This window comes from Leucobacter holotrichiae (genome assembly GCF_055791005.1).
Genome location: NZ_JBVUAC010000009.1, coordinates 54,937 through 75,078 on the forward strand (window position 1 = coordinate 54,937; position 20,142 = coordinate 75,078).

General features: G+C 69.4%; 19 protein-coding genes, 1 tRNA gene and 1 pseudogene. 10 read left to right on the top strand and 11 right to left on the bottom strand.

Features of this window, described 5'->3' with window-relative positions; genetic code table 11:
• Positions 1-189: 189 nt before the first annotated feature.
• Both AC0KXF_RS11990 and AC0KXF_RS11995 read right to left on the bottom strand, forming a co-directional pair.
• Positions 190-411: an FtsB/FtsL family cell division protein gene (locus AC0KXF_RS11990; protein WP_473109410.1), complete on the bottom strand. Its 222-nt coding sequence runs from the start codon at positions 409-411 to the stop codon at positions 190-192.
• A 169-nt stretch (positions 412-580) separates the two neighbouring features.
• Positions 581-1,378, bottom strand: coding sequence for an HAD-IIA family hydrolase (locus AC0KXF_RS11995; RefSeq protein WP_473109411.1), 798 nt, complete (start codon positions 1,376-1,378; stop codon positions 581-583).
• Positions 1,379-1,650: 272 nt separating this feature from the next.
• On the opposite strand from AC0KXF_RS11995, the gene pgm reads away from it, so the two are divergent.
• From pgm to AC0KXF_RS12015, 4 genes are all read left to right on the top strand, one after another.
• Entirely contained in the window at positions 1,651-3,300 is a 1,650-nt protein-coding gene (gene pgm / locus AC0KXF_RS12000; protein WP_473109412.1) for a phosphoglucomutase (alpha-D-glucose-1,6-bisphosphate-dependent), read from the top strand.
• Between the two features lie 50 nt (positions 3,301-3,350).
• Positions 3,351-4,301, top strand: coding sequence for a prephenate dehydratase (gene pheA / locus AC0KXF_RS12005; RefSeq protein ID WP_473109413.1), 951 nt, complete (start codon positions 3,351-3,353; stop codon positions 4,299-4,301).
• A 171-nt stretch (positions 4,302-4,472) separates the two neighbouring features.
• Complete coding sequence (locus AC0KXF_RS12010) at positions 4,473-5,210, top strand: SDR family NAD(P)-dependent oxidoreductase (protein ID WP_473109414.1); 738 nt, start codon at positions 4,473-4,475, stop codon at positions 5,208-5,210.
• A gap of 25 nt (positions 5,211-5,235) precedes the next feature.
• Positions 5,236-6,753: a peptide MFS transporter gene (locus tag AC0KXF_RS12015; RefSeq protein ID WP_473109415.1), complete on the top strand. Its 1,518-nt coding sequence runs from the start codon at positions 5,236-5,238 to the stop codon at positions 6,751-6,753.
• A gap of 1 nt (position 6,754) precedes the next feature.
• Here the strand turns inward: AC0KXF_RS12015 and AC0KXF_RS12020 are convergent, their stop codons facing one another.
• The gene (locus AC0KXF_RS12020; protein ID WP_473109416.1) at positions 6,755-7,753 is read right to left on the bottom strand and encodes a diacylglycerol/lipid kinase family protein; all 999 of its coding nucleotides are present in this window, start codon (positions 7,751-7,753) and stop codon (positions 6,755-6,757) included.
• A gap of 112 nt (positions 7,754-7,865) precedes the next feature.
• On the opposite strand from AC0KXF_RS12020, the gene serS reads away from it, so the two are divergent.
• From serS to AC0KXF_RS12035, 3 genes are all read left to right on the top strand, one after another.
• Entirely contained in the window at positions 7,866-9,134 is a 1,269-nt protein-coding gene (serS, locus tag AC0KXF_RS12025; protein WP_473109417.1) for a serine--tRNA ligase, read from the top strand.
• Position 9,135: 1 nt separating this feature from the next.
• Entirely contained in the window at positions 9,136-10,023 is an 888-nt protein-coding gene (locus tag AC0KXF_RS12030; RefSeq protein WP_473109418.1) for an HAD family hydrolase, read from the top strand.
• A 66-nt stretch (positions 10,024-10,089) separates the two neighbouring features.
• A tRNA-Ser gene (locus AC0KXF_RS12035) sits at positions 10,090-10,177 on the top strand.
• A 135-nt stretch (positions 10,178-10,312) separates the two neighbouring features.
• On the opposite strand, the gene AC0KXF_RS12040 is transcribed toward AC0KXF_RS12035, so the two are convergent.
• The 8 genes from AC0KXF_RS12040 to AC0KXF_RS12075 form a co-directional block, all read right to left on the bottom strand.
• A complete protein-coding gene (locus AC0KXF_RS12040; protein ID WP_223044990.1) occupies positions 10,313-10,582 on the bottom strand; it encodes a GlsB/YeaQ/YmgE family stress response membrane protein in 270 nt (89 codons plus the stop codon).
• Positions 10,583-10,784: 202 nt separating this feature from the next.
• Positions 10,785-11,075 (bottom strand): DUF7882 family protein, encoded by a 291-nt coding sequence (locus AC0KXF_RS12045; RefSeq protein WP_473109419.1) that lies wholly within the window; start codon positions 11,073-11,075, stop codon positions 10,785-10,787.
• Positions 11,076-11,084: 9 nt separating this feature from the next.
• Positions 11,085-11,408, bottom strand: coding sequence for a DUF7882 family protein (locus AC0KXF_RS12050; protein ID WP_473109420.1), 324 nt, complete (start codon positions 11,406-11,408; stop codon positions 11,085-11,087).
• Between the two features lie 87 nt (positions 11,409-11,495).
• Positions 11,496-11,969, bottom strand: coding sequence for a hypothetical protein (locus tag AC0KXF_RS12055; protein ID WP_473109421.1), 474 nt, complete (start codon positions 11,967-11,969; stop codon positions 11,496-11,498).
• Positions 11,969-13,216 (bottom strand): aminotransferase class I/II-fold pyridoxal phosphate-dependent enzyme, encoded by a 1,248-nt coding sequence (locus AC0KXF_RS12060; protein WP_473109422.1) that lies wholly within the window; start codon positions 13,214-13,216, stop codon positions 11,969-11,971. Before AC0KXF_RS12060 ends, AC0KXF_RS12055 begins: the two co-directional genes overlap by 1 nt.
• 83 nt (positions 13,217-13,299) lie before the next feature.
• Positions 13,300-14,286, bottom strand: coding sequence for an LLM class flavin-dependent oxidoreductase (locus tag AC0KXF_RS12065; protein ID WP_473109423.1), 987 nt, complete (start codon positions 14,284-14,286; stop codon positions 13,300-13,302).
• A 170-nt stretch (positions 14,287-14,456) separates the two neighbouring features.
• Positions 14,457-15,827 carry an MFS transporter gene (locus AC0KXF_RS12070; RefSeq protein ID WP_473109424.1) on the bottom strand — a complete coding sequence of 457 codons (1,371 nt, stop codon included), beginning with the start codon at positions 15,825-15,827 and terminating at the stop codon, positions 14,457-14,459.
• A gap of 169 nt (positions 15,828-15,996) precedes the next feature.
• The gene (locus tag AC0KXF_RS12075; protein ID WP_473109425.1) at positions 15,997-17,763 is read right to left on the bottom strand and encodes an acetyl/propionyl/methylcrotonyl-CoA carboxylase subunit alpha; all 1,767 of its coding nucleotides are present in this window, start codon (positions 17,761-17,763) and stop codon (positions 15,997-15,999) included.
• A 158-nt stretch (positions 17,764-17,921) separates the two neighbouring features.
• On the opposite strand from AC0KXF_RS12075, the pseudogene AC0KXF_RS12080 reads away from it, so the two are divergent.
• The 3 genes and pseudogenes from AC0KXF_RS12080 to AC0KXF_RS12090 form a co-directional block, all read left to right on the top strand.
• Positions 17,922-18,356 (top strand): annotated as a pseudogene (locus AC0KXF_RS12080) (FAS1-like dehydratase domain-containing protein); the annotation flags it as partial.
• Positions 18,357-18,442: 86 nt separating this feature from the next.
• Positions 18,443-18,889 (top strand): MaoC/PaaZ C-terminal domain-containing protein, encoded by a 447-nt coding sequence (locus AC0KXF_RS12085; RefSeq protein WP_473109426.1) that lies wholly within the window; start codon positions 18,443-18,445, stop codon positions 18,887-18,889.
• A 74-nt stretch (positions 18,890-18,963) separates the two neighbouring features.
• On the top strand, positions 18,964-20,139 hold the full coding sequence (locus AC0KXF_RS12090; protein ID WP_473109477.1) for a UDP-N-acetylmuramate dehydrogenase: 1,176 nt from the start codon (positions 18,964-18,966) through the stop codon (positions 20,137-20,139).
• The last annotated feature ends 3 nt before the right edge of the window (positions 20,140-20,142 follow it).

Genomic DNA, 20,142 nt, shown 5'->3' on the forward strand with positions numbered 1-20,142 from the left:
TACGCCCGCGGCACGCCAGCGTTCGCTTCGACGACGCTGGAATTCACCCGGAAAGCGAACGCCCGCGCGGCAGGCGGGGCTCGGCCCGGGCTCACAGCGGGCCGGGCCTGCCCGCCGGGCTCGGCCCGAGCGCCCTGGCGGCCCGGAGCCGACGGCACCCTACCGGGCTAGACCCGAGCACTTGCCTGGTTACTCGCCGAAGACCCGCTTCGCGATGGCCTGCACGTCGCGATCGAGGTTATCGACGCGGGCCTCGAGGCGCTCGAAGCGCGCTTCGAGCTTGGTTTCGACGATCTCGATCTTGCTCGTGATCTGCGCGACGTGCCCGGCCAGCGCGCGCATGAACGAGTAGCCCATGAAGGTGAGCATGCCGAAGAGCGCGGCGGCGAAGACACCGATGATGGTCCACATCTGAGGATCATTCAAGCTGCTCACATTCCCATCTTGTCGTGGAATCGGTCTGGGGTACAGCCGATCCTGACAGAGGGCAGACCCTTGCCGGCCCTGGATCCGGAATCTGTGGACAACTCGTTGAGAACCGGGCCTAAGCCGCGATTGTGAGCGAAGTTCGGGGCGCGCCCTACTCGCCGGGCAGCAGCTCGGCGACCGAGGAGAGGATCTCGTCGGGCCGAAACGGGAACTTCTCGATCTCGCGGCGATCCGAGATCCCCGTCATCACGAGGACCGTGTGCAGCCCCGCCTCCATGCCGGCCACAACGTCGGTGTCCATGCGGTCGCCGATCATGCCGGTGTTGTGGGAGTGCGCGCCGATCTGGTTGAGCGCGGAGCGGAACATCATAGGGTTCGGCTTGCCCACGATGTAGGGCACCTTGCCGGTCACCTTCGTGATGAGCGCGTTGATCGCCCCGGTCGCGGGGAGCGGACCGTCGGCGCTGGGGCCGGTCGCGTCAGGGTTCGTCGAGATGAACCGCGCGCCGTTCATGATGAGCCGCACCGCCTTGGTGATCGCCTCGAACGAGTAATTGCGGGTCTCGCCGACCACCACGAAGTCGGGATTCGACTCGGTCATCACGTAGCCGGCGTCGTGCAGGGCGGTGAGGATGCCAGCCTCGCCGATCACGAACGCGGAGCCGCCCGGCTTCTGCTGCTTGAGGAAGGCGGCGGTGGCGAGCGCGCTCGTCCAGATCCGCTCCTCGGGCACGTCGATGCCCGAGGCGGCGAGCCGGGCGCTGAGGTCGCGCGCCGTGAAGATCGAGTTGTTGGTGAGCACGAGGTAGGGGATCTCCTCGGTGCGCCAGTGCTGGATCAACTCGGCGGCGCCCGGGATCGCGCGCTCCTCGTGCACCAGCACCCCGTCCATGTCGGTGAGCCAGCACTCGATCTCGTCGCGCCTGGTGGTGATCACGCTCTCGTCCATGCCTCCAGCGTAGCCCCGCTCTGTGAACGAGCGGTATCGCCTCTTCCCTCTCGCGGCGGAGCCCTCCGCCGCCCCAAACGCACAGATCGGCGTTCAAACACACCGAATCGGGCGATCGATGTGTTTGAACGCCGATCTGTGCGCGGGAGAAGACGGCAGGGGTGAAGCGGAATGGAAACGGAGCGGTAGCGGAGAGGGGCAGAGCGGTAGCGGAGAGAGGCGGAGCGGTAGCGGGGAGTGCGGGCGGGGATCGGGGCTGGCACACTGGAGACATGCATGAGAGAGCAGGGCAGCCCGCGCAGCAGCAGGATCTCATCGATGTCGAGGCGCTTCTCGCCGCGTACTCGGAGGTGATGCCGGATCCCGCCGATCCCGCCCAGCGAGTCGTGTTCGGCACCTCGGGGCACCGCGGGTCCTCGCTCAAGGGATCCTTCAACGAGGCCCACATCGTCGCGATCAGCGCCGCGATCGCCGAGTACCGCGCCGCGCAGGGCATCGAGGGGCCCCTCTTCATCGGCTCCGACACGCATCCGCTGTCGGCTCCGGCCGAGCACACGGCGCGCGAGGTGCTCTCCGCGGCCGGGGTGCACGTGCTCGCGAAGGCCGGTACGGGCGACGAGGTCTTCGTGCCGACCCCCGCGGTGAGCCACGCGATCCTCACCCACAACCGCGATCGCGCCGTCGATGACCCCGGCCGTGCCGACGGCATCGTGGTCACGCCGAGCCACAACCCGCCCGCGGACGGCGGGTTCAAGTACAATCCTCCCCACGGCGGCCCCGCCGACACCGACGCGACCGATTGGATCGCCGCCCGAGCCAACGAGCTGCTGGAGGGCGGGATCGACGCGATTCCCCGCGCAAGCGAGGACGGGATCGGCGGTGAGCCGGTCGGCCGCTACGACTTCCTCGGAGAGTACGTCGAGGCGCTCGGCGAGGTCATCGACGTCGACGCGATCCGCGAGGCCGGTGTGCGTTTGGCCGCGCACCCGCTGGGAGGCGCGAGCGTGGCCTACTGGGCAGCGATCCGCGACCGCTACGAACTCGATCTGACCGTGCTCGGCCCGGGAGTCGATCCGCAGTGGGGCTTCATGCACCTCGACTGGGACGGGAAGATCCGCATGGATCCCTCCTCTCGTCACGTCATGTCCACCATCGCGGACTCGCAGTCCCTCTACGACCTCGTGACGGGCAACGACGCCGACGCTGACCGCCACGGCATCGTGACCCGCGAGGGCGGGCTCATGAACCCGAACCACTATCTCACGGTCGCCATCGACTACCTGCTGACGCACCGGCCGGACTGGCCCGCGACCGCGAAGATCGGAAAGACGCTCGTCTCGTCGGCGCTCATCGACCGGGTGGTCGCCTCGCACGGGCGCGAGCTGCTCGAGGTGCCCGTGGGTTTCAAGTGGTTCGTGCCCGGACTCTCGTCGGGCGAGGTCGTGTTCGGCGGCGAGGAGAGCGCGGGGGCCTCGTTCCAGCGCTTCGACGGCACGGCCTGGAGCACGGACAAGGACGGGATCCTGCTCTGCCTGCTCGCCGCCGAGATCCAGGCGGTCACCGGCCAGTCCCCCTCCGAGCGCTATGGCGAGCTCGTCGGGCGCTTCGGCGAGCCCGCGTACGCCCGCGTCGACGCGGCGGCGACCCCCGAGCAGAAGCGCCGCCTCGGAGCGCTGGCCCCCGACGACGTGACCGACACCGAGCTCGCCGGCGACCCGATCACCGCGATCCTCACCACCGCCCCGGGTAACGGCGCCCCCATCGGCGGGCTCAAGGTGCAGACCGAGCACGCCTGGTTCGCGGCGCGGCCCTCCGGCACCGAGGACGTCATGAAGATCTACGCCGAGTCGTTCCGCGGCCCCGAGCACCTCGCCCTCGTGCAAGAAGCAGCCCAGGCGCTCGTGGCGCGCGTGCTCGGCTGAGAGCGAATACCCGGCTCGGCAAGTCTCTGCGGCGCGGTACTCTGGACATCATGTCGCAGAGCCCCGCACCCGTCCGCCGTTACTCCTATCTGGGGCCGGCGGGGACGTTCACGGAGGCCGCGCTCAAGCAGGTGCCCGAAGCCGCCGATCAGGAGTGGAACCCCGTCGCGAACCTCGGCGAGGCCCTGAACGACGTCGTCACCGGCTACAGCGATGCGGCGATGATCGCGATCGAGAACTCGATCGACGGCGGGGTCACGGTCGCGCAGGATGCGCTGGCGACGATCCCGGGTCTGCGCATCGTGGGCGAGTACCTGGTGCCGGTGCGCTTCGTGCTCGTCGCGCGCCCGGGCACCGGTCTCGAGGACATCGCGGTCGTGTCGGGCCACCCGGTCGCTTACGGGCAGTGCCGGGCCTGGCTCGACGACCAGGTGCCGAGGCACCGTCACCTTCCCGCGACGTCGAACGTGCAGGCGGCCGCCGACCTCTTCGACCTCGAGAAGGGTATCGACGCCGCGATCGCTCCCCCCGGCATCGAGGATCACTACGACGTCGAGGTGCTCGCCGAGGGCATCGCCGAGAACCCCGATGCGGTGACCCGGTTCGTGCTCGTCAGCCGCACCGCGCCCGTCGGCGAACCGACCGGGGCCGACAAGACCAGCCTCATCGCGGAGCTGCCCGAGGATCGCGCGGGTGCCCTGCTCGAACTGCTCGAGCAGTTCGCGACCCGCGGGGTGAACCTCACGCTGCTGGCGTCGCGGCCGATCGGTGACCGCATGGGTCGATACCGCTTCGTCATCGACGCCGAGGGACATGTGAAGGACGAGCGGGTGGCCGACGCTCTGCTGGGTGTGAAGCGGTTCAGCCCGCGCGTGGTCTTCCTGGGGTCGTACCCGCGAGCGGATCGTGTGGCCGCGAGCATCCGCACCTCTTACGACGACGAGGCGTTCAGGGACGCCCGCGACTGGCTGCGCAAGATTTGCTCAGGCGAAGACGCGTAGCGTCTGAGTGCAAATCTTGGTGACGCCACTGCGTCAGCATCGAGGGCACGCCCGATGGCGAGGACGCGTAGCGGACGACCGGTTCAGCGTGTCGAGCCCGAGGTTCTCGGCGGTGCGCCCGAGGCGCGATTCGCAGGCGAGCGGAAGCAGAGTTCACAGGGAGAAGGACGTATGCGGGGACTAGCAGAGAAGGTCGTCGTGATCACCGGTGCAGCCGGGGCGATCGGCGAGGCCGCCGCGACGAGGTTCATCGAGGAGGGCGCGAGAGTCGTCGCCGTCGACTTCGACGCACAGGGGCTCGGAGGGCTCGCCGGGCGGCACCCCGAGATCGAGGCGACGTTCCAGCTCGACGTCACCGTGCCGGAGGCCGTCACCCGTGTCTTCGACGAGATCGCCGAGCACTGCGGCAGGATCGATGTGCTCATCAACAACGCCGGTATCAACGCTCGGTTCCCCTTCGAGGAGATTCCCTTCGAGAGCTGGCGCCGGGTCATGGGCACGAACCTCGACGGCGCCTTTCTCGTGGCTCAGGCCGCCGCACGTCACATGCTCGCCGGGGCGGGCGGAGCCATCGTGCACACGGCCTCGACCAACGGTCTCGTCGGCTACCGCAACCACGCCCTTTACAGCACAGGCAAGGGTGCCCTCGTCGAGCTCACGCGCTGCATGGCACTGGATCTCTCGCCCACCATCCGGGTCAACGCGGTCGCGCCCGGGTACATCCGCACCCCGCTCATGACAGCCGGGGACGAGCAAGCCGCGAGCATCCCGCTCGGCCGCTTCGGCACTCCCGATGAGGTCGCCGGTCTGTTCGCCTTCCTCTCCTCCAATGATGCCTCGTACATCACCGGCCAGACCTATGTCGTAGACGGGGGCGAGACCGCCGGCGGCCTGCTCAGCGGCTTCTGAACGGTCGATCACGAAACGGATCATCATGGAGCACCTCGTCTCAGCGCCGATGACGACCGTCACCACACCGCTGCCCGTGGGCAGATACCGCAGAGCCCAGCCGAAGCACTTCTGGAACCTCGCATTCACCGAGATGTGGGAGCGCTTCAGCTACTACGGTCTGAACGCGGTGCTCACCTACTACCTCATCTACACGGTCGCCGAGGGCGGCCTCGGAATGAACGAGACCGTCGCCGTCAGCATCGTCGGCGCCTACGGCGGCGCCCTGTATCTCGCACAACTGCTCGGGGCGTGGCTCGCTGATCGGGTCGTGTCGGCCCGCCGTCTCGTGTTCTGGGGCGCGGTGATCATCACCGCCGGGCACGTCTCGCTGGCGTTGCTTCCCGGCCTTGCCGGACTCGCGCTCGGGATCGTGCTCATCGCCGTCGGAACGGGTCTGCTGAAGACGAACATCACCTCGATCATCGGGGTGCTCTTCGGCGGCTGGTCCCGAGAGGCCCGCGACTCCGGTTTCTCGTACTTCTACCTCTCGATCAACCTGGGGGCGATCCTCGGCCCGCTCGCCACCGGCTGGCTCCAGTCGAACCTCGGTTTCCACTGGGCGTTCGGGATCGCAGCAGTCGGCATGACCGCGGCGCTCATCCAGTACTCGATGCGCATGCGCGCCCTGCCTGCGGAGACCGACGTCGTGCCGAACCCGATCGCGAAGCCGGGCCTGTTCAAGGCCGCCGCCTGGGCGCTGCTCGGCCTCGTGGTGGTGGCGCTGCTCGCGGTCTTCGGCGTGATCCGCGCCGACAACCTCAATTACGTGGTCGGCATCATGATCGCGGCCGCGGCGATCTCGTACTTCGCAGTGATCCTCTCCTCGAAGCACATCGACGGGAACGCCCGGAAGCGCGTGCGCGGCTACATCCCGCTCTGGCTCGCCGAGACCCTCTACTACGGCTTCTACCTGCAGCTGTTCACGACCGTGCCCCTCATCGTGACCGCGCGGGTGGACCTCGACCTCGACGGGTGGATCTTCCCCGAGGGTTGGTTCTCGGTCGTCGGCACCATCGCGCTCGTGCTCATCATCCCGCTGATCGCGACCGTGTGGAAGGACAGCTGGATCGGCCGTCTGCTGCCCGCTCAGAAGTTCCCGCTGGGATTCCTGTTCATCGGCGCGGCCTACCTGCTCCTCATCACGACCGCTTTCTCGACGGGGAAGACGGTGCCGGTGTGGCTCATCATCGTCGCGCTCGTACTCGCCGGCATCTCCGAGGTCTTCGTCGGCCCCATCGGCTTCTCCGTCGTCACGCGCATCGCACCCGGCCGCTTCAAGACTCAGCTCGTCGCCCTGAAGATCCTCACACTCGGGGCGGGTTCGACGCTCGCCGCGCTCTTCGCGACGCTCTACACCGTCGTTCCCGAGCTCACGTTCTTCGTGCTCATCGGCGGGGTGGCGGTGGTCGCAGGGATCGCCGTGCTCGTCGGCGCCCGTTCGATCCACCGCGCTCTCGATACGGGCATCGATGAGACCGGCGAGCCGCTCGAGGCCCCCTGACTCAGCTCTGCGCGTTCCACTCCGGCAGCACGCGCACGATGAGAGCACCGGGATCCACCGTGCCGCTCACGGCGAGCGCGAGACCGAAATCGTCGCCGTCGAGCTGCACCGGCTCGGGGTCGGAGACCCCGAGGGCGTAGCGCCTGGCCTTGAGGTAGTTGACGCTCTTCGTGTCGTGCACGAGGTCGATGATCCTGCGCCCCGTCTTGGTCCTGCGCAGCACCCCGTTCTCCCAGCCGATCTTGTTCCAGATGCGCAGCCACGAGAACGGCCCGAGGGGCCGCAGCGCCACGACGTCGAGCAGGCCGTCGTCGAGTTTCGCGTCGGGGATCAGCAGCACGCCGCCCGGCATCAGCCCGCAGTTGCCGATCATCACGGTGTACACCGAGAGCGACTTCACGGGCGCGCGGTCGACGGAGTAGTGGATCTGCAGCGGCCGATCCTTCAGCATCGTGCGCACGCCCGCGTCGACGTAGGCGAGCCAGCCCAGGCGTTTCTTGAGCGTCGCCCGGGTGGCGGAGATCGCGCGAGCGTCGAGGCCCATGCCCGCCAGCACGAGGAAGGTGTGCTCGTCTTCACTGTCGTCCTCGCGCACGATGCGCAGCACCCCCAGGTCGATGGCGCGCTCGCGGCCGTAGAAGGCGGCGCGCACCGCGGCCTCGGGCCTGCCGAGCGGCATGCCGAGGTTGCGTGCGAGCAGGTTGCCGGTGCCCTGCGGAACGATCGCGACCGGGATCCCCGATCCTCTCAGAGCTTCGGCCACCGCGCGCACCGTGCCGTCCCCGCCGCTCGCGAGCACCACACTCGCCCCCTCGGCCATGGCGCGCCGCGTCGCCGCGATCCCGGCATCCTCGGCATCGGTCTCGTACCAGCGGGTGGGTCCCCACCCCGCCTGGTGCTCGTGATGCGCGATGGCGGTGCGGAGCGCGGGGAGATCGGTCTTGAGCGGGTGATAGACCACGGCGGCGACGGGCAGGCTGCGCGCGGGGGTCTGGGACATGCAACCAGGGTAGCGGTGCGACGCGGGTGTGCGGCCGCGCCCGCGGGTGCGCCGCGGCCGCACCTGGGAACCGGGGCCCTGCGCGGGCCATCCGCACGGGTAAGCTGGGGGAGTGATCGATCCAGTCCTGCTCCGCACCGATCCTGAGGCCGTCAAGCGCTCGCAGCGCGCACGAGGAAACGATGAGGCGGTGGTGGATCAGGCGCTCGCCGCAGACGCGGCCCGTCGATCGGCCCTCACCGAGTTCGAGGGGCTGCGCGCCGAGCAGAAGGAGTTCGGCGGTCGCGTGAAGGCGGCGTCGAAGGACGAGAAGCCCGCCCTCATCGCGCAGGCGCAGCAGCTCGCAGCGAGCGTGAAGGCCGCCGAGGCCCGCGCCAAGGAGGCGGAGGCCGAGTTCGAGGCGATCGCGATGCGCATCGAGAACCTGGTGCTCGAGGGCGTGCCCGTCGGCGGTGAGGAGAACTTCGTCACGCTGCGCGAGGTGGGTGAGAAGCCCGAGTTCGAGTTCGAGGCGCGGGATCACCTGGAACTCGGCGAGATGCTGGGCGCGATCGATATGGAGCGCGGCGCGAAGGTGTCGGGCGCGCGCTTCTACTTCCTGCGCGGCGTCGGGGCGCGGCTCGAGCTGGCGCTCATGAACATGGCGCTGGATCGCGCGCTGTCGCACGGCTTCACGCCGCTCATCACGCCGACGCTCGTGAAGCCCGAGGTCATGCAGGGCACCGGCTTCCTCGGCGAGCACGCCGACGAGGTCTACCATCTGCCGGCGCAGGATCTGTTCCTCACCGGCACCAGCGAGGTCGCCCTCGCCGGCTACCACGCCGACGAGATCATCGACCTCTCGGGCGGCCCGCTGCGCTACGCCGGCTGGTCGACCTGCTACCGCAGCGAGGCCGGCTCGCACGGCAAGGACACCCGCGGCATCCTGCGCGTGCACCAGTTCAACAAACTCGAGATGTTCGTCTACACCTCGCCCGAGGAGGCGGAGGCGGAGCACGACCGGCTCGTCGGCTGGCAGGAGGACATGCTGCAGTCGCTGGGCCTGCACTACCGCGTCATCGATGTGGCGGCGGGGGACCTCGGTTCGAGCGCGGCCCGCAAGTTCGACATCGAGGCCTGGGTGCCCACGCAGAACGCGTACCGGGAGCTCACCTCGACCTCCAACTGCACCACCTACCAGTCGCGCCGGCTCGCGACCCGGTTCCGCGGTGAGAACGGCAAGACGACTCCCGTCGCCACCCTCAACGGCACGCTCGCGACGACCCGCTGGCTCGTGGCGATCCTCGAGACCCACCAGCGGGCCGACGGCAGCGTGGTGGTGCCCGAGGCGCTGAGGCCGTACATGGGCGGGCTCGAGATGCTCTCTCCGGCGGGAGTCTGAGATGGGTGCCGCATCCGCAGCAGCCGTGTCCGTGACGGGGGATCGGCGCCACCTCATCGCCCTCGACCTCGACGGCACCGTGCTCGACCACGGCTCCGGCGGACCGGGCGATGAGCCGGAGGGCGGGCACATCGATCCCGAGCTCGGCGATGCGATCCGCTCCCTCCACGACGCCGGCCACGAGGTCGTCATCGCGACGGGCCGCTCGGTCGATGCGACGCTCCCCGTCGTCGAGCGGCTGAGGATCCGCCCCGCCTGGGTGGTCGCCGCCAACGGCGCGGTAACGCTGCGACGCGACCCGCTCGCGCCCAGATCCTACCGACGCGAGTACGTCGAGGCCTTCGACCCGAGCGACGCGCTGCGCAAGATCCGCACCCAGCTGGTGACCGCGCGCTTCGCGGTCGAGCTCGCCGACGGCACGTTCCTCTACACCGCGCCGATCCCCACGGGCACGCTGCCCGCGGAGCAGCGCATGGTGCCGTTCGATGAGCTGCTCGGCGTGCAGGCCTGCCGCGTGGTGGTGGTGTCGCCGGATCACCGGCTCGAGGAGTTCCTCGGTGCCGTCGAGACGCTCGGCCTCACCCACGTCTCCTACGCCGTCGGAAGCACCTCGTGGCTCGACATCGCGCCCGACGGCGTGACGAAGGCGAGCGCGCTCGAGGTGGTGGCGGCGCACCTCGGCATCGACCGCTCGCGCGTGTTCGCGGCCGGTGACGGGCGCAACGACATCGACATGCTGCGCTGGGCCGCGCACTCGGGCGACTCCGTCGCGATGGGGCAGGCCGTGCCCGAGGTGCAGGCCGTCGCCGGGCGCGTGACGGGCTCGGTCGAAGAGAGCGGGTTGCTGAGCGCGCTGCGCGACCGCTTCCCCGAGGTGCTCGGCGGCTGAGGCGCGTGGGGCGGGGCCCGGGGGCGCGGTTTCTGGCGCGCTCCCGGCTTTGCTAAGCTCGTCGGCGGAGGGTTGTCCGAGCGGCCGAAGGAACTTGTCTTGAAAACAAGCAGGCGGTAACCCCGTCTCAGGGGTTCAAATCCCCTACCCTCCGCGGATAGGAAATAGCCCCTGACCGGGCGTTACGACGCCTGGTCGGGGGCTGTTCTGCGATCGTCCCGTGTTTCGATGGAGAACACGGGAAGGCCCCCGCCGACGGCGAGGGCCTTCCCAGTACTGCGCAGACGGGTCAGTCCGCTGCTCCCTTGCGACCCACGATGAGGCCCCAGATCAGCAGCACCACGATCGAACCGCCGATCGCGAGCAACCAGGTCTGCAGCGACCAGAAGTTCTCAAGGCTGGCGTCGAAGATCACCGAACCCAGCCAACCGCCGAGCATCGCTCCCACGACGCCGAGAAGCAGCGTCACGAACCAGCCGCCTCCCTGCCGTCCCGGAAGGATCGCCTTTGCGATCGCACCGGCGATCAGACCGAGCACGAGAAAAGCAATGAAACCCATGTCCTGCTCCTTTCCATGAGGCGGCCCGCCTGGAGGCAGAACCGCTCGGGTAATGACGACGCTACTCTCACCGCCCCTGACGCTGCAGGGGCTTGCGCGACGCCTTGCCGATGCGGTAGAAGCCGAAGCGCAGAGGCCGAGCCAGGAGCACTGCCGACCCGTGGTCCCCAACGCGTGCGCGAAGACTCGATGGGCCGAGCGATCAGCTCGGGTGGGGCGGCTCCTCGACCAGCCGCAGGCCCCCCTGCGAGTTGGCGTGCGCGAGAAGCTGCTCGATCCACGCGGGGTTCAGCTCGTCCGTGGTGCGCTGGTCGAACTCGAAGTGCACGGGCATGGAGGGGTGCAGCCAGATGCTGTGCTGGCGCTCGTCGCTCCAGGTGAACACGAGGCTCTCCTGCAGGTTCAGCTTCGCGAGGATCACCGTGCGCAGGTGGGTGAGTAGCCGATCGTCGAATGCGAATCGTTCACCGTGCCCATAGATGAGATGTCCCATCGAGTCCCCCTACTTCTGTTCTGTCTGATGCTGTTGCGCCTCCTGCTCGGAGACGACGATGAGTCCCCGAGGTGTGTGCGCAAGCTCGTTCAGCACGGCGAGCCAGTGCCTGTTGAGCTGCGGTGCGCGGCTTCCGGCGAACCGGAAGGAGAGAGGGATGGAGGGGGTCAGCCAGATCGAAACCCGTCCGCCTCCTCGTTCGGCCGGCACAGTCCAGCTCATGAGGAAGCTCTCCTGTCTGCGCATCTTGATAGTGATCGCGACCTTGAGGTGCGCGAGGGTGCGGTCGTCGAATTCGTATTCTTGCACGCCGCCATAAGTAAGGAAGCCCATGGGCCTATGCTCCCACCTTTTCATCGCGCCGTGTGGGGCGCGCCGTAACGAATACAGAAATGAACTGGGAAAAGCTGCGGCGCGGGGTCACTCGAGGGGATGGCGCACCATTTCGCCCGCGCCCGGATACTCGTCCTCCTCGGGTTTCGGATCGCGCGCGTCGGCGTACGCGAAGGCGATCGAGGCGATGACGAGTGCGAACGCGAGGATGCCGAGGGGATTGCAGAGCGCGATCGACATCTCGCCCGAGAACGCGGATCCGGCGGCGAGACTCAGCACCGAGACCAGTTCGTCGCCGACGAGATCCGGTACGGTGAGACCGAAGCCGACCGCGCATGCCCACGCGAGCGAGAGAGCGACGATTGTGCTGCGGCCGGTGCGCTTGCCCCGTGCTCGGGTGACGCCGACGCGGCGGGCGAGCCAGAGGTGGAGGGCGACGAACACGAGCCCGATCGTCGGTGCATACCACCAGGTGAGCGGCCCGCCGATCCCGAACAGCCAGCGCCCCGCGCACATCCAGAGCGCGAGTATCGTCCCGACCAGCACGATGAAGCGTCCCATCAGACTGCCGCCTCCTTCGCGCCGCCGAGCGCGCGCAGCCGCTCGACGGCGGTGCGCAGGGTCTGTTCGTCCTTGACGAAGGTGAACCGCAGCCAGGGGTCGAGCGCACGCGCCGTGGCGGACCCCTCGCGGCAGAACGCGCTGATCGGCACAGCGGCGACTCCGACGAGTTCTGGCAGCGCACGGGCGAAAGCGGCTCCGGCCCCGACATCGACCGGCTGCTCGCCGGAGCCGAGCAGCGGTGCGGCGTCGGCGCAGACGAAATACGTGCCGTTCGGCACGATCACCTGAAAGCCGGCCTCGCGCAGCCCGTCGACGAGCAGATCGCGGCGGGCGGAGAGCGAGTCGCGCAGCACCGCGATGTCGGTGTCCCCGTCGACGAGGGCTCGGGCGATCGCGGGCTGGAAGGGGGCGCCACCGGTGTAGGTGAGGAACTGCTTGATGGCGGTGACGGCCTCGATCAGCTCGGCGGGGCCGGCGATCCAGCCGATCTTCCATCCGGTCAGCGAGAACGTCTTGCCCGCCGAAGAGACTGTGAGCGTGCGCTCAGCCATGCCGGGCAGGGTCGCGATCGGGGTGTGGGAGAGGCCGTCGAAGGTGAGGTGCTCGTAGACCTCGTCGGTGACGACCAGCGCGTCGACTCGCTGCGCCGCCGCGGCCACCGCCCGCAGCTCTTCTGCGGAGAGCACGGTGCCGGTGGGGTTGTGCGGGGTGTTGAGCAGGATCAGGCGCGTTCGCTCGGACACCGCGGCGTCGAGTGCGGCCGCGTCGAGTCTGAAACCGTCGGCTCCCGCGACGAGGGGGACGGTGACGTGGGTCGCACCGGCCATCTCGATCGCTGCCGCGTAGGAGTCGTAGAAGGGCTCGAGTGTCATCACCTCGTCCCCGGGCCCTGCGAAGGCCAGCACGGCGGCGGCGATCGCCTCGGTGGCTCCGGCGGTGACGAGCACGTCGCGGTCGGGGTCGAGCTCGATCCCGTAGTGCCGCGACTGGTGGGCGGCGATCGCCCGCCGCAGGTCGGGAATGCCGCGTCCGGGAGGATACTGGTTGGCGCCGTCGCGGATCGCTGCCATGGCGATCTCGCGGATCCACTCCGGGCCGTCGGCGTCGGGGAAACCCTGACCGAGGTTCGCGGCGCCGGTGCGCTGAGCCAGCGCCGTCATCTCGGCGAAGATCGTCGGTCTTGTCGAGCCGTCGGGGGAGGCGAGACCGCTCGCCCGGGCCACGTCACGCCATCTCTGCACCACGTCTCCCAGTCTAGGCGCCCGCTGCACGGCGCTGGTCTCGCCGCGTGGCCGGCGACGCCCCGCCGCCGCGGAGCCGCTATGGTTCAGGCTGCTGCGGGCGCCGTGAGCCGGATCGACTTGAGCTGCTCCGCGCGGGTCGGCGCCGGGTGCAGGGTGACGAGCTCGTCCACGTCGGCGAATCGGGCGAAGGCCTCGAGCTCCGCGCGCACCCTCTCGGGCCCGCCGACCGCGGTGTACTTCAGCATGCCGCGGATCTCGGTGCCGGCGGGGGTGTCGAGCAGGGCCGAAGCCTCATCGGCGGTGAGCTCACGTTCCCGGCCGCGCGACAGGAAATTGCGCACGCGTTCGACCTCCGTGCGCACGAAGAGCGCCTCCGCCTGCTCGTCGGTCTCGGCGGCGACCACGTTGATGCCCGCGCTCACGTAGGGCTCGGGGTGAGCCTCGCTCGGCACGTAGTGGGCACGATAGTGCTGCACGGCCGAGGTGAGGTGCTGCGGCGCGAAGTGCGAGGCGAAAGAGTAGGGGAGGCCGAGCTGGGCCGCGAGACTCGCGCCGAACATGCTGGACCCGAGGATCGTGAGCGGCACGCGTGTACCGCGGCCCGGGTAGGCGTTGACCGCGTTCCTCGGCAGATCGTCCGAGAGGTAGCGCTGCAGCTCGACCACGTCGCTCGGGAAGCTCTCGGCTGCCTGGTGGGTGCGTCGCAGTGCTCGGAAGGTGGCGCCGTCGGTGCCGGGAGCGCGGCCGAGCCCGAGGTGGATGCGCCCCGGGTGCAGCTCGGCGAGCGTGCCGAATTGCTCTGCGATGACGAGCGGGGAGTGGTTCGGCAGCATGACTCCGCCCGCACCGAGCCCGATCGTCTCGGTGCGGGCCGCGATGTGCGCGATGAGTACCGCCGTGGCGCTCGACGCGATCGACGGCATGTTGTGGTGCTCGGCGTACCAGATGCGGCTGTAGCCGCTGCGCTCGGCGAGCCTGGCGATCTCGACCGAGTGCGCGAAGGCGTCGGCGATGCTGCCGTCCGCTTCCACTGTGGCGAGATCGAGGATCGAGAGCGGGGTTGAGACCATGCCGAGTCCAACCAGGGCGCGGGACCGCGTATTCCCGGGCCGCGGGATCGCGGGGCGGCTGCGCGCTCCCCGGCGCGTCGAAACGCGAACGGGGAGTCTCAATATGCGGTTACCCGTGGCCGGGTGACCGCATATTGAGACTCCCCGTTTGGGAGATGCGATATCCGGAGCTAGCGCTTCGCGGGCACCCAGGTGTTGATGAGCCCGCTGTGCTCGAACTCGGGATCGAGCGGGATGTTGGTGCGATCCTTCAGCAGCGTGCTCGCGAGCAGACCGAATCCGGTCATGATGAGCAGGTAGACCACGATGGCCCAGGTGCTGCCGAACGACTGCAGCAGGATCTGCGCGATGGTCGGAGCGAACGCGCCGCCGATGACGCCGCCGATCGCGTAGCTGATCGAGATGCCGGAGTAGCGGATCGAAGCGGGGAATGTCTCGGCGTACCAGACGGCCGTGGGGCCGTAGGTGAGGCCCAGGCCGATGGCCAGCAGGCTGGTGCCGAGCAGCACGCCCCCGACGCCGCCGTTGAAGACGAACTGGAACAGCGGGATGACGGCGGCGGCCTGCAGGATCCAGCCGACGGTCATGACGGGCTTACGGCCGAAGCGGTCGCTCAGCGGCCCCGAGACGAACGTGAAGATCGCCCACACGACCGCTGAAGCGAGCACCGCGAGCTGCACCTGCACCGGGTCGTAGCCGAGTCCGCCGTCGGCCTCGGGGCGCGAGGCGAGGCCCTGCACGTAGCCCCCGGTGAGCATGTAACCCACGGCGTTGTTGCCCGCGAACAGGAGTGCGGCCAGGATGACGAGCGGCGTGTGCGCCTTGAAGACCTGCACGATCGGTGCGGAGGCCTGCTTCTTGGTCTCCTTGATCTCGCTGAAGACGGGCGACTCGTCGACGGTGCGGCGGATGACGAAGCCCACCACGATCAGCACGACCGAGAACAGGAACGGCACGCGCCAACCCCACTCCTCGAACGCCTCTCCCGGTGCGACGACGCGCATGAGCGCGAGGATGGCCGAGGCGAGCAGCATGCCGAACGGCACACCCAGCTGGGGGAAGACGCCGAAGAGGCCGCGCTTGCCCTCGGGTGCGTGCTCGACGGACATGAGCACCGCGCCGCCCCACTCGCCGCCGGCCGAGAGACCCTGCAGGATGCGCAGCACGATGAGGATGACCGGCGCCAGGACGCCGATCGACTGGTAGGTGGGGAGCAGGCCGATGCCGACCGTGGCGACGCCCATCACGAGGAGGGTGATGACCAGCATGGGTTGGCGCCCGAGCTTGTCGCCGAAGTGCCCGGCGAGGAACGCGCCGAGGGGGCGGAAGAGGAAGGAGAGGCCGATGGTCACGAGCGAGAGGATCTGCATCATGCCCGGTCCGGCCGGCTCGAAGAAGAGCTTCGCCAGCACGAGGTTCGCGGCGAAGGCGTAGATGAAGAAGTCGTACCACTCGATCGTGGTGCCGATGACGGAAGCCGCGACGACTTTGCGACGTTCGCGCGGAGTGCTCCGCGGGTGGGCGGGCGCAGGTGATGTCATTATTTGACGTCCTTGTCCAATTATCGGATGAATTTGTACCGGAATAGTCTACGGGTAGAGAAGATGGGAGTCGTGCATCCTGCTCCGGAGAAGCGGAAGGGCCGCTCCGACGTCTGTCGGAGCGGCCCTGGGTGACCCCTGGCGGTCGTGCTGACCGGCGCGACGTCCCCTACTCGGGATCGACGATGCTGAGCAGTACGTGCCCGCTCGGAACGGTCTGCCCGACCGGTGCGTCGATGCTCGTCGCGATCCCGGCGCGGTGCGCGTAGAGCGACTGCTCCATCTTCATGGCCTCGAGCACGGCGACGAGTTCGCCCTCCTTGACCTCCTGGCCCTCCTCGACCGCCACCTTCACGACCGTGGCCTGCATGGGGGCGGCGACGGCGTCGCCCGTGGCCGTCGCCACGCCGGCGCCCTTCGCGCGCTTCGGCGCCGGGCCGCGGGTCACCTCCTGGTCGACGAGCGGCAGCAGCGTCGCCGGCATCGACACCTCGACACGGCGGCCGGCCACCTCGACCACGACGGTCTGGCGCTTCGGATCCTGTCCGAGCGGGGGAACCTCGCCCTCCCAGGGCTCGATGTCGTTCTCGAACTCGTTCTCGATCCAGAGCGTGTACACGCCGAAGCGGCCGTCGGGAGCGGTGAACGCGGGATCCCGAACGATCTTGCGGTGGAAGGGCAGCACGGTGGGCAGGCCCTGGATCTCGAACTCGTCGAGCGCTCGGCGGGAGCGCTCGAGCGCCTCCTCGCGGGTCGCTCCCGTCACGATGAGCTTGCCGAGCATGGAATCGAAGGCACCCGAGACCACATCGCCCGACTGCACGCCGGTGTCGACGCGCACGCCGGGGCCCGCTGCGGGCTTGAACAGGGCGACGGGGCCGGGGGCGGGCAGGAAGCCGTTGCCCGCGTCCTCGCCGTTGAGGCGGAACTCGAAGGAGTGGCCCTTGGCGACCGGATCGTCGTAGTCGATGACGCCGCCCTCGGCGATGCGGAACTGCTCGCGCACCAGGTCGATGCCCGTGACCTCCTCGGAGACGGGGTGCTCGACCTGCAGGCGGGTGTTCACCTCCAGGAACGAGACCGTGCCGTCCTTCGCGACGAGGAACTCGCAGGTGCCGGCGCCCACGTAGCCGACCTCGCGCAGGATCGCCTTCGAGGCCTCGTAGAGCGCGGTGTTCTGCTCGTCGGTGAGGAACGGCGCCGGCGCCTCCTCCACGAGCTTCTGGTGGCGGCGCTGCAGCGAGCAGTCGCGGGTCGAGACGACGACCACGTTGCCGTGCTGGTCGGCGAGGCACTGCGTCTCGACGTGGCGCGGCTTCTCGAGGTACTTCTCGACGAAGCACTCGCCGCGGCCGAACGCGGCGACCGCCTCGCGGGTGGCCGACTCGAAGAGCTCGGCGACCTCGTCGCGCTCGTAGGCGACCTTGAGGCCGCGGCCGCCGCCGCCGAACGCCGCCTTGATGGCGATGGGAAGGCCCACCTCGTCTGCGAACGCGAGCACCTCCTCGGCGTTCTCGACGGGGTCGCTCGTGCCCGCGGCGAGCGGGGCGCCGACCTTCTCGGCGACGTGGCGGGCGGAGACCTTGTCGCCGAGGCGTTCGATGGCCTCGGGGCTCGGGCCGATCCAGGTGAGGCCGGCGGCCGAGACCGCGCGGGCGAACTCGGCGTTCTCGGCGAGGAAGCCGTAGCCAGGGTGCACGGCGTCGGCGCCGGAGCGGCGGGCCACGCCGAGGATCTTGTCGATCACGAGGTAGGTCTCGGCGCTGGTGGTGCCGTTCAGCGCGTACGCCTCGTCGGCGAGCTGCGCGTGCATGGCGTCCCGATCCTGATCGGCGTAGACCGCGACCGAGGCGATGCCGCTGTCTGCGGCTGCGCGAATGATGCGGACGGCGATTTCGCCACGATTGGCGATGAGCACTTTACGAATGCGCGACATGGGGTACAGCCTATTCCAGCTCCCCGCCGGAGCCTTGGATATAAGGCACAAACCTTTCGCGGTTTCGTTGCCGATGGGCATAGCGGTGGAGGGCGGGGCGGGATCGGCGGGTGAGCGCCCGGCCGGACCGTGTCGGTGCCCCGCGCTAGACTGGCGCCGTGGTGAATCCAGAGATCCAAGGCCGGGTATACCCGCCGACTGCCCCGTATCTGGTGGGTCGCGAGAAGGTGCGCGAGTTCGCGCGCGCCGTGCAGAGCGACTCCCCGCTGCACCTCGACCCCGAGGCGGCCCGCGCCGCGGGGTACGCCGACGTCGTCGCGCCGCCCACCTTCGCGGTCGTGGTGCAGGAGGCGACGCTCGCGCAGCTGCTCGCCGACGAGGAGGCGGGCGTCGACTTCTCGATGGTCGTGCACGGCGATCAGCGCTTCACCTACTCCCGCCCGATCGTGGCGGGCGACGAGCTGACCGCGACGCTCACGATCGCTGCGGTCAAGCAACTCGGCGGCAACTCGATGGTCACGGCGTCGAGCAGCGTCTGCGACGCGGCGGGCGAGCACGTCGTCACGGCGATCTCGACACTCGTGGTGAGAGGCGGCAAGGAAAGCGAGGAGCGCAGCTCCGAGCCCGATGCCGGCGCGCCCGCAGGCGCGGCCCACGGAGCGAAGCGAGGGGTAGAGGCATGAGCGCGTCGGTCTTCGAGAGTCTGAGCGTCGGCGACGTCGTCGGCGAGCGCGAGCTGCGCTTCACCCGCGACAGCCTGGTGCGTTACGCCGGGGCCTCGGGCGATTTCAACCCGATCCACTATCGCGATGACGTCGCCCAGTCCGTCGGCCTGCCGGGCGTGCTGGCGCACGGCATGCTCACGATGGGTGCGGCCGGATCGGTCGCGACCGACTGGCTGACCGAGTTCTCGCGGGTCGCCGGCGTCTCGGCCTGGGTCAAGGACTACCAGTCGCGCTTCACGCGCCCCGTTCCGGTCGACGCGGCCGAGGGAGCGACGGTCGCGGTGACGGCGACCGTCGGGGCCGTCGATCCCGAAGCCGCCACCGCTCGCATCGACCTCAAGGTGGTCTTCGACGGCTCGACCGTGCTGGGCAAGGCTCAGCTGCTGGCGGCGTTCGCGTGAGTTCGGCCCGCTCCGGCGCGGATCCCGCGGCCGTGCAGATCGGAGACGACACACCGCTCTCGGAGCTGACGACCATGCGGGTCGGCGGGCCCGCCGAGCGGATCCTCGTCGCGCGCAGCGCCGAGGAGATCGTGCGTCACGCGAACGAGCTCTGGTCGGGTGACGAGCCGTGGCTGCTGCTCGGCGGCGGCTCGAACACCGTGGTGCACGACGACGGTTATCCCGGTGCGGTGCTCCTCGTGCGCAGCGAGGGTGTGGAGGTCGTGGACGACGCGGATCAGCCGGCCGGCCGCGTGCGCGTTCGCGTGCAGGCCGGGCACGACTGGGACCAACTGGTCGCCGGCTGCGTCGAGCGGGGCTGGTCGGGGATCGAGGCGCTGTCGGGTATCCCGGGTCTCGCTGGCGCGGCGCCCGTGCAGAACATCGGGGCGTACGGGCAGGAGCTATCCGACGTGCTGCACTCGATCGAGTTCCTCGAGCGCGAAACCGGCGAGGTGCGCCGCATGTCGGCCGCCGAGCTCGAGCTCGGCTATCGCGACTCCGTGATCAAGCGCGGTCTCGAGGGTGTGGTGCTCTCGATCGATCTGCTGCTGGCAGAGGGATCCGCCGCCGTTGCATCGACGGGCAGGCACGCGGCGCCCGCCGATCCCGCCGCCATCGCAGAGACCTCGGGCTCCGCTGACCCGGCGATCCTCTCCGAACCGGTACGGTACGCCCAGCTCGCCGCCGCCCTCGGTGTCGAACCCGGCGACCGCGTGCCGATCCGGCAGCTCCGCGAGTCCGTGCTGCGGCTGCGGGCCTCGAAAGGCATGGTGCTCGATCCCGAGGATCACGACACCTGGAGCGCCGGATCCTTCTTCACGAACCCCATCGTCACCGAGCGGTTCGCCCGCACCCTGCCTGAGAACGCGCCCCGCTTCCCCGTCGATGACGACGAGCCGACGCCCGCCGTCACCACGTTCGAAGAACTGGCCGCCGGCGTGCCGCTGCGCATGCCCCGCGCCGCGCCCGAGCGCCGCATCAAGCTCTCGGCCGCCTGGTTGATCGAGAACGCCGGGGTGCCGCGCGGATTCCGGCTGCCGGGGTCCGGAGCCGCGATCTCCTCGAAGCACACCCTCGCCATCACGAACCGGGGCGGCGCGTCGGCCGCGGATGTGGCCGAGCTCGGCCGGTTCGTCGTGCAGCGCGTGCAGCAGGAGTTCGGGGTGATCCTCGCGCCCGAACCCAACCTGTACGGCATGGAGCTGTAGCCC

Bases quoted from the DNA above. Each gene is read 5' to 3' on its own strand.
- AC0KXF_RS12065 (WP_473109423.1), bottom strand. From the start codon at position 14,286: ATGGTCTCAACCCCGCTCTCGATCCTCGATCTCGCCACAGTGGAAGCG.
- AC0KXF_RS12045 (WP_473109419.1), bottom strand. From the start codon at position 11,075: ATGGGACATCTCATCTATGGGCACGGTGAACGATTCGCATTCGACGAT.
- pheA (WP_473109413.1), top strand. From the start codon at position 3,351: ATGTCGCAGAGCCCCGCACCCGTCCGCCGTTACTCCTATCTGGGGCCG.
- AC0KXF_RS12010 (WP_473109414.1), top strand. From the start codon at position 4,473: ATGCGGGGACTAGCAGAGAAGGTCGTCGTGATCACCGGTGCAGCCGGG.
- AC0KXF_RS12055 (WP_473109421.1), bottom strand. From the start codon at position 11,969: ATGGGACGCTTCATCGTGCTGGTCGGGACGATACTCGCGCTCTGGATG.
- AC0KXF_RS11995 (WP_473109411.1), bottom strand. From the start codon at position 1,378: ATGGACGAGAGCGTGATCACCACCAGGCGCGACGAGATCGAGTGCTGG.
- AC0KXF_RS12040 (WP_223044990.1), bottom strand. From the start codon at position 10,582: ATGGGTTTCATTGCTTTTCTCGTGCTCGGTCTGATCGCCGGTGCGATC.
- AC0KXF_RS12015 (WP_473109415.1), top strand. From the start codon at position 5,236: ATGGAGCACCTCGTCTCAGCGCCGATGACGACCGTCACCACACCGCTG.
- AC0KXF_RS12070 (WP_473109424.1), bottom strand. From the start codon at position 15,827: ATGACATCACCTGCGCCCGCCCACCCGCGGAGCACTCCGCGCGAACGT.
- pgm (WP_473109412.1), top strand. From the start codon at position 1,651: ATGCATGAGAGAGCAGGGCAGCCCGCGCAGCAGCAGGATCTCATCGAT.
- AC0KXF_RS12050 (WP_473109420.1), bottom strand. From the start codon at position 11,408: ATGGGCTTCCTTACTTATGGCGGCGTGCAAGAATACGAATTCGACGAC.
- AC0KXF_RS12085 (WP_473109426.1), top strand. From the start codon at position 18,443: ATGAGCGCGTCGGTCTTCGAGAGTCTGAGCGTCGGCGACGTCGTCGGC.
- AC0KXF_RS11990 (WP_473109410.1), bottom strand. From the start codon at position 411: ATGTGGACCATCATCGGTGTCTTCGCCGCCGCGCTCTTCGGCATGCTC.
- AC0KXF_RS12020 (WP_473109416.1), bottom strand. From the start codon at position 7,753: ATGTCCCAGACCCCCGCGCGCAGCCTGCCCGTCGCCGCCGTGGTCTAT.
- AC0KXF_RS12090 (WP_473109477.1), top strand. From the start codon at position 18,964: ATGCGGGTCGGCGGGCCCGCCGAGCGGATCCTCGTCGCGCGCAGCGCC.
- AC0KXF_RS12075 (WP_473109425.1), bottom strand. From the start codon at position 17,763: ATGTCGCGCATTCGTAAAGTGCTCATCGCCAATCGTGGCGAAATCGCC.
- AC0KXF_RS12030 (WP_473109418.1), top strand. From the start codon at position 9,136: ATGGGTGCCGCATCCGCAGCAGCCGTGTCCGTGACGGGGGATCGGCGC.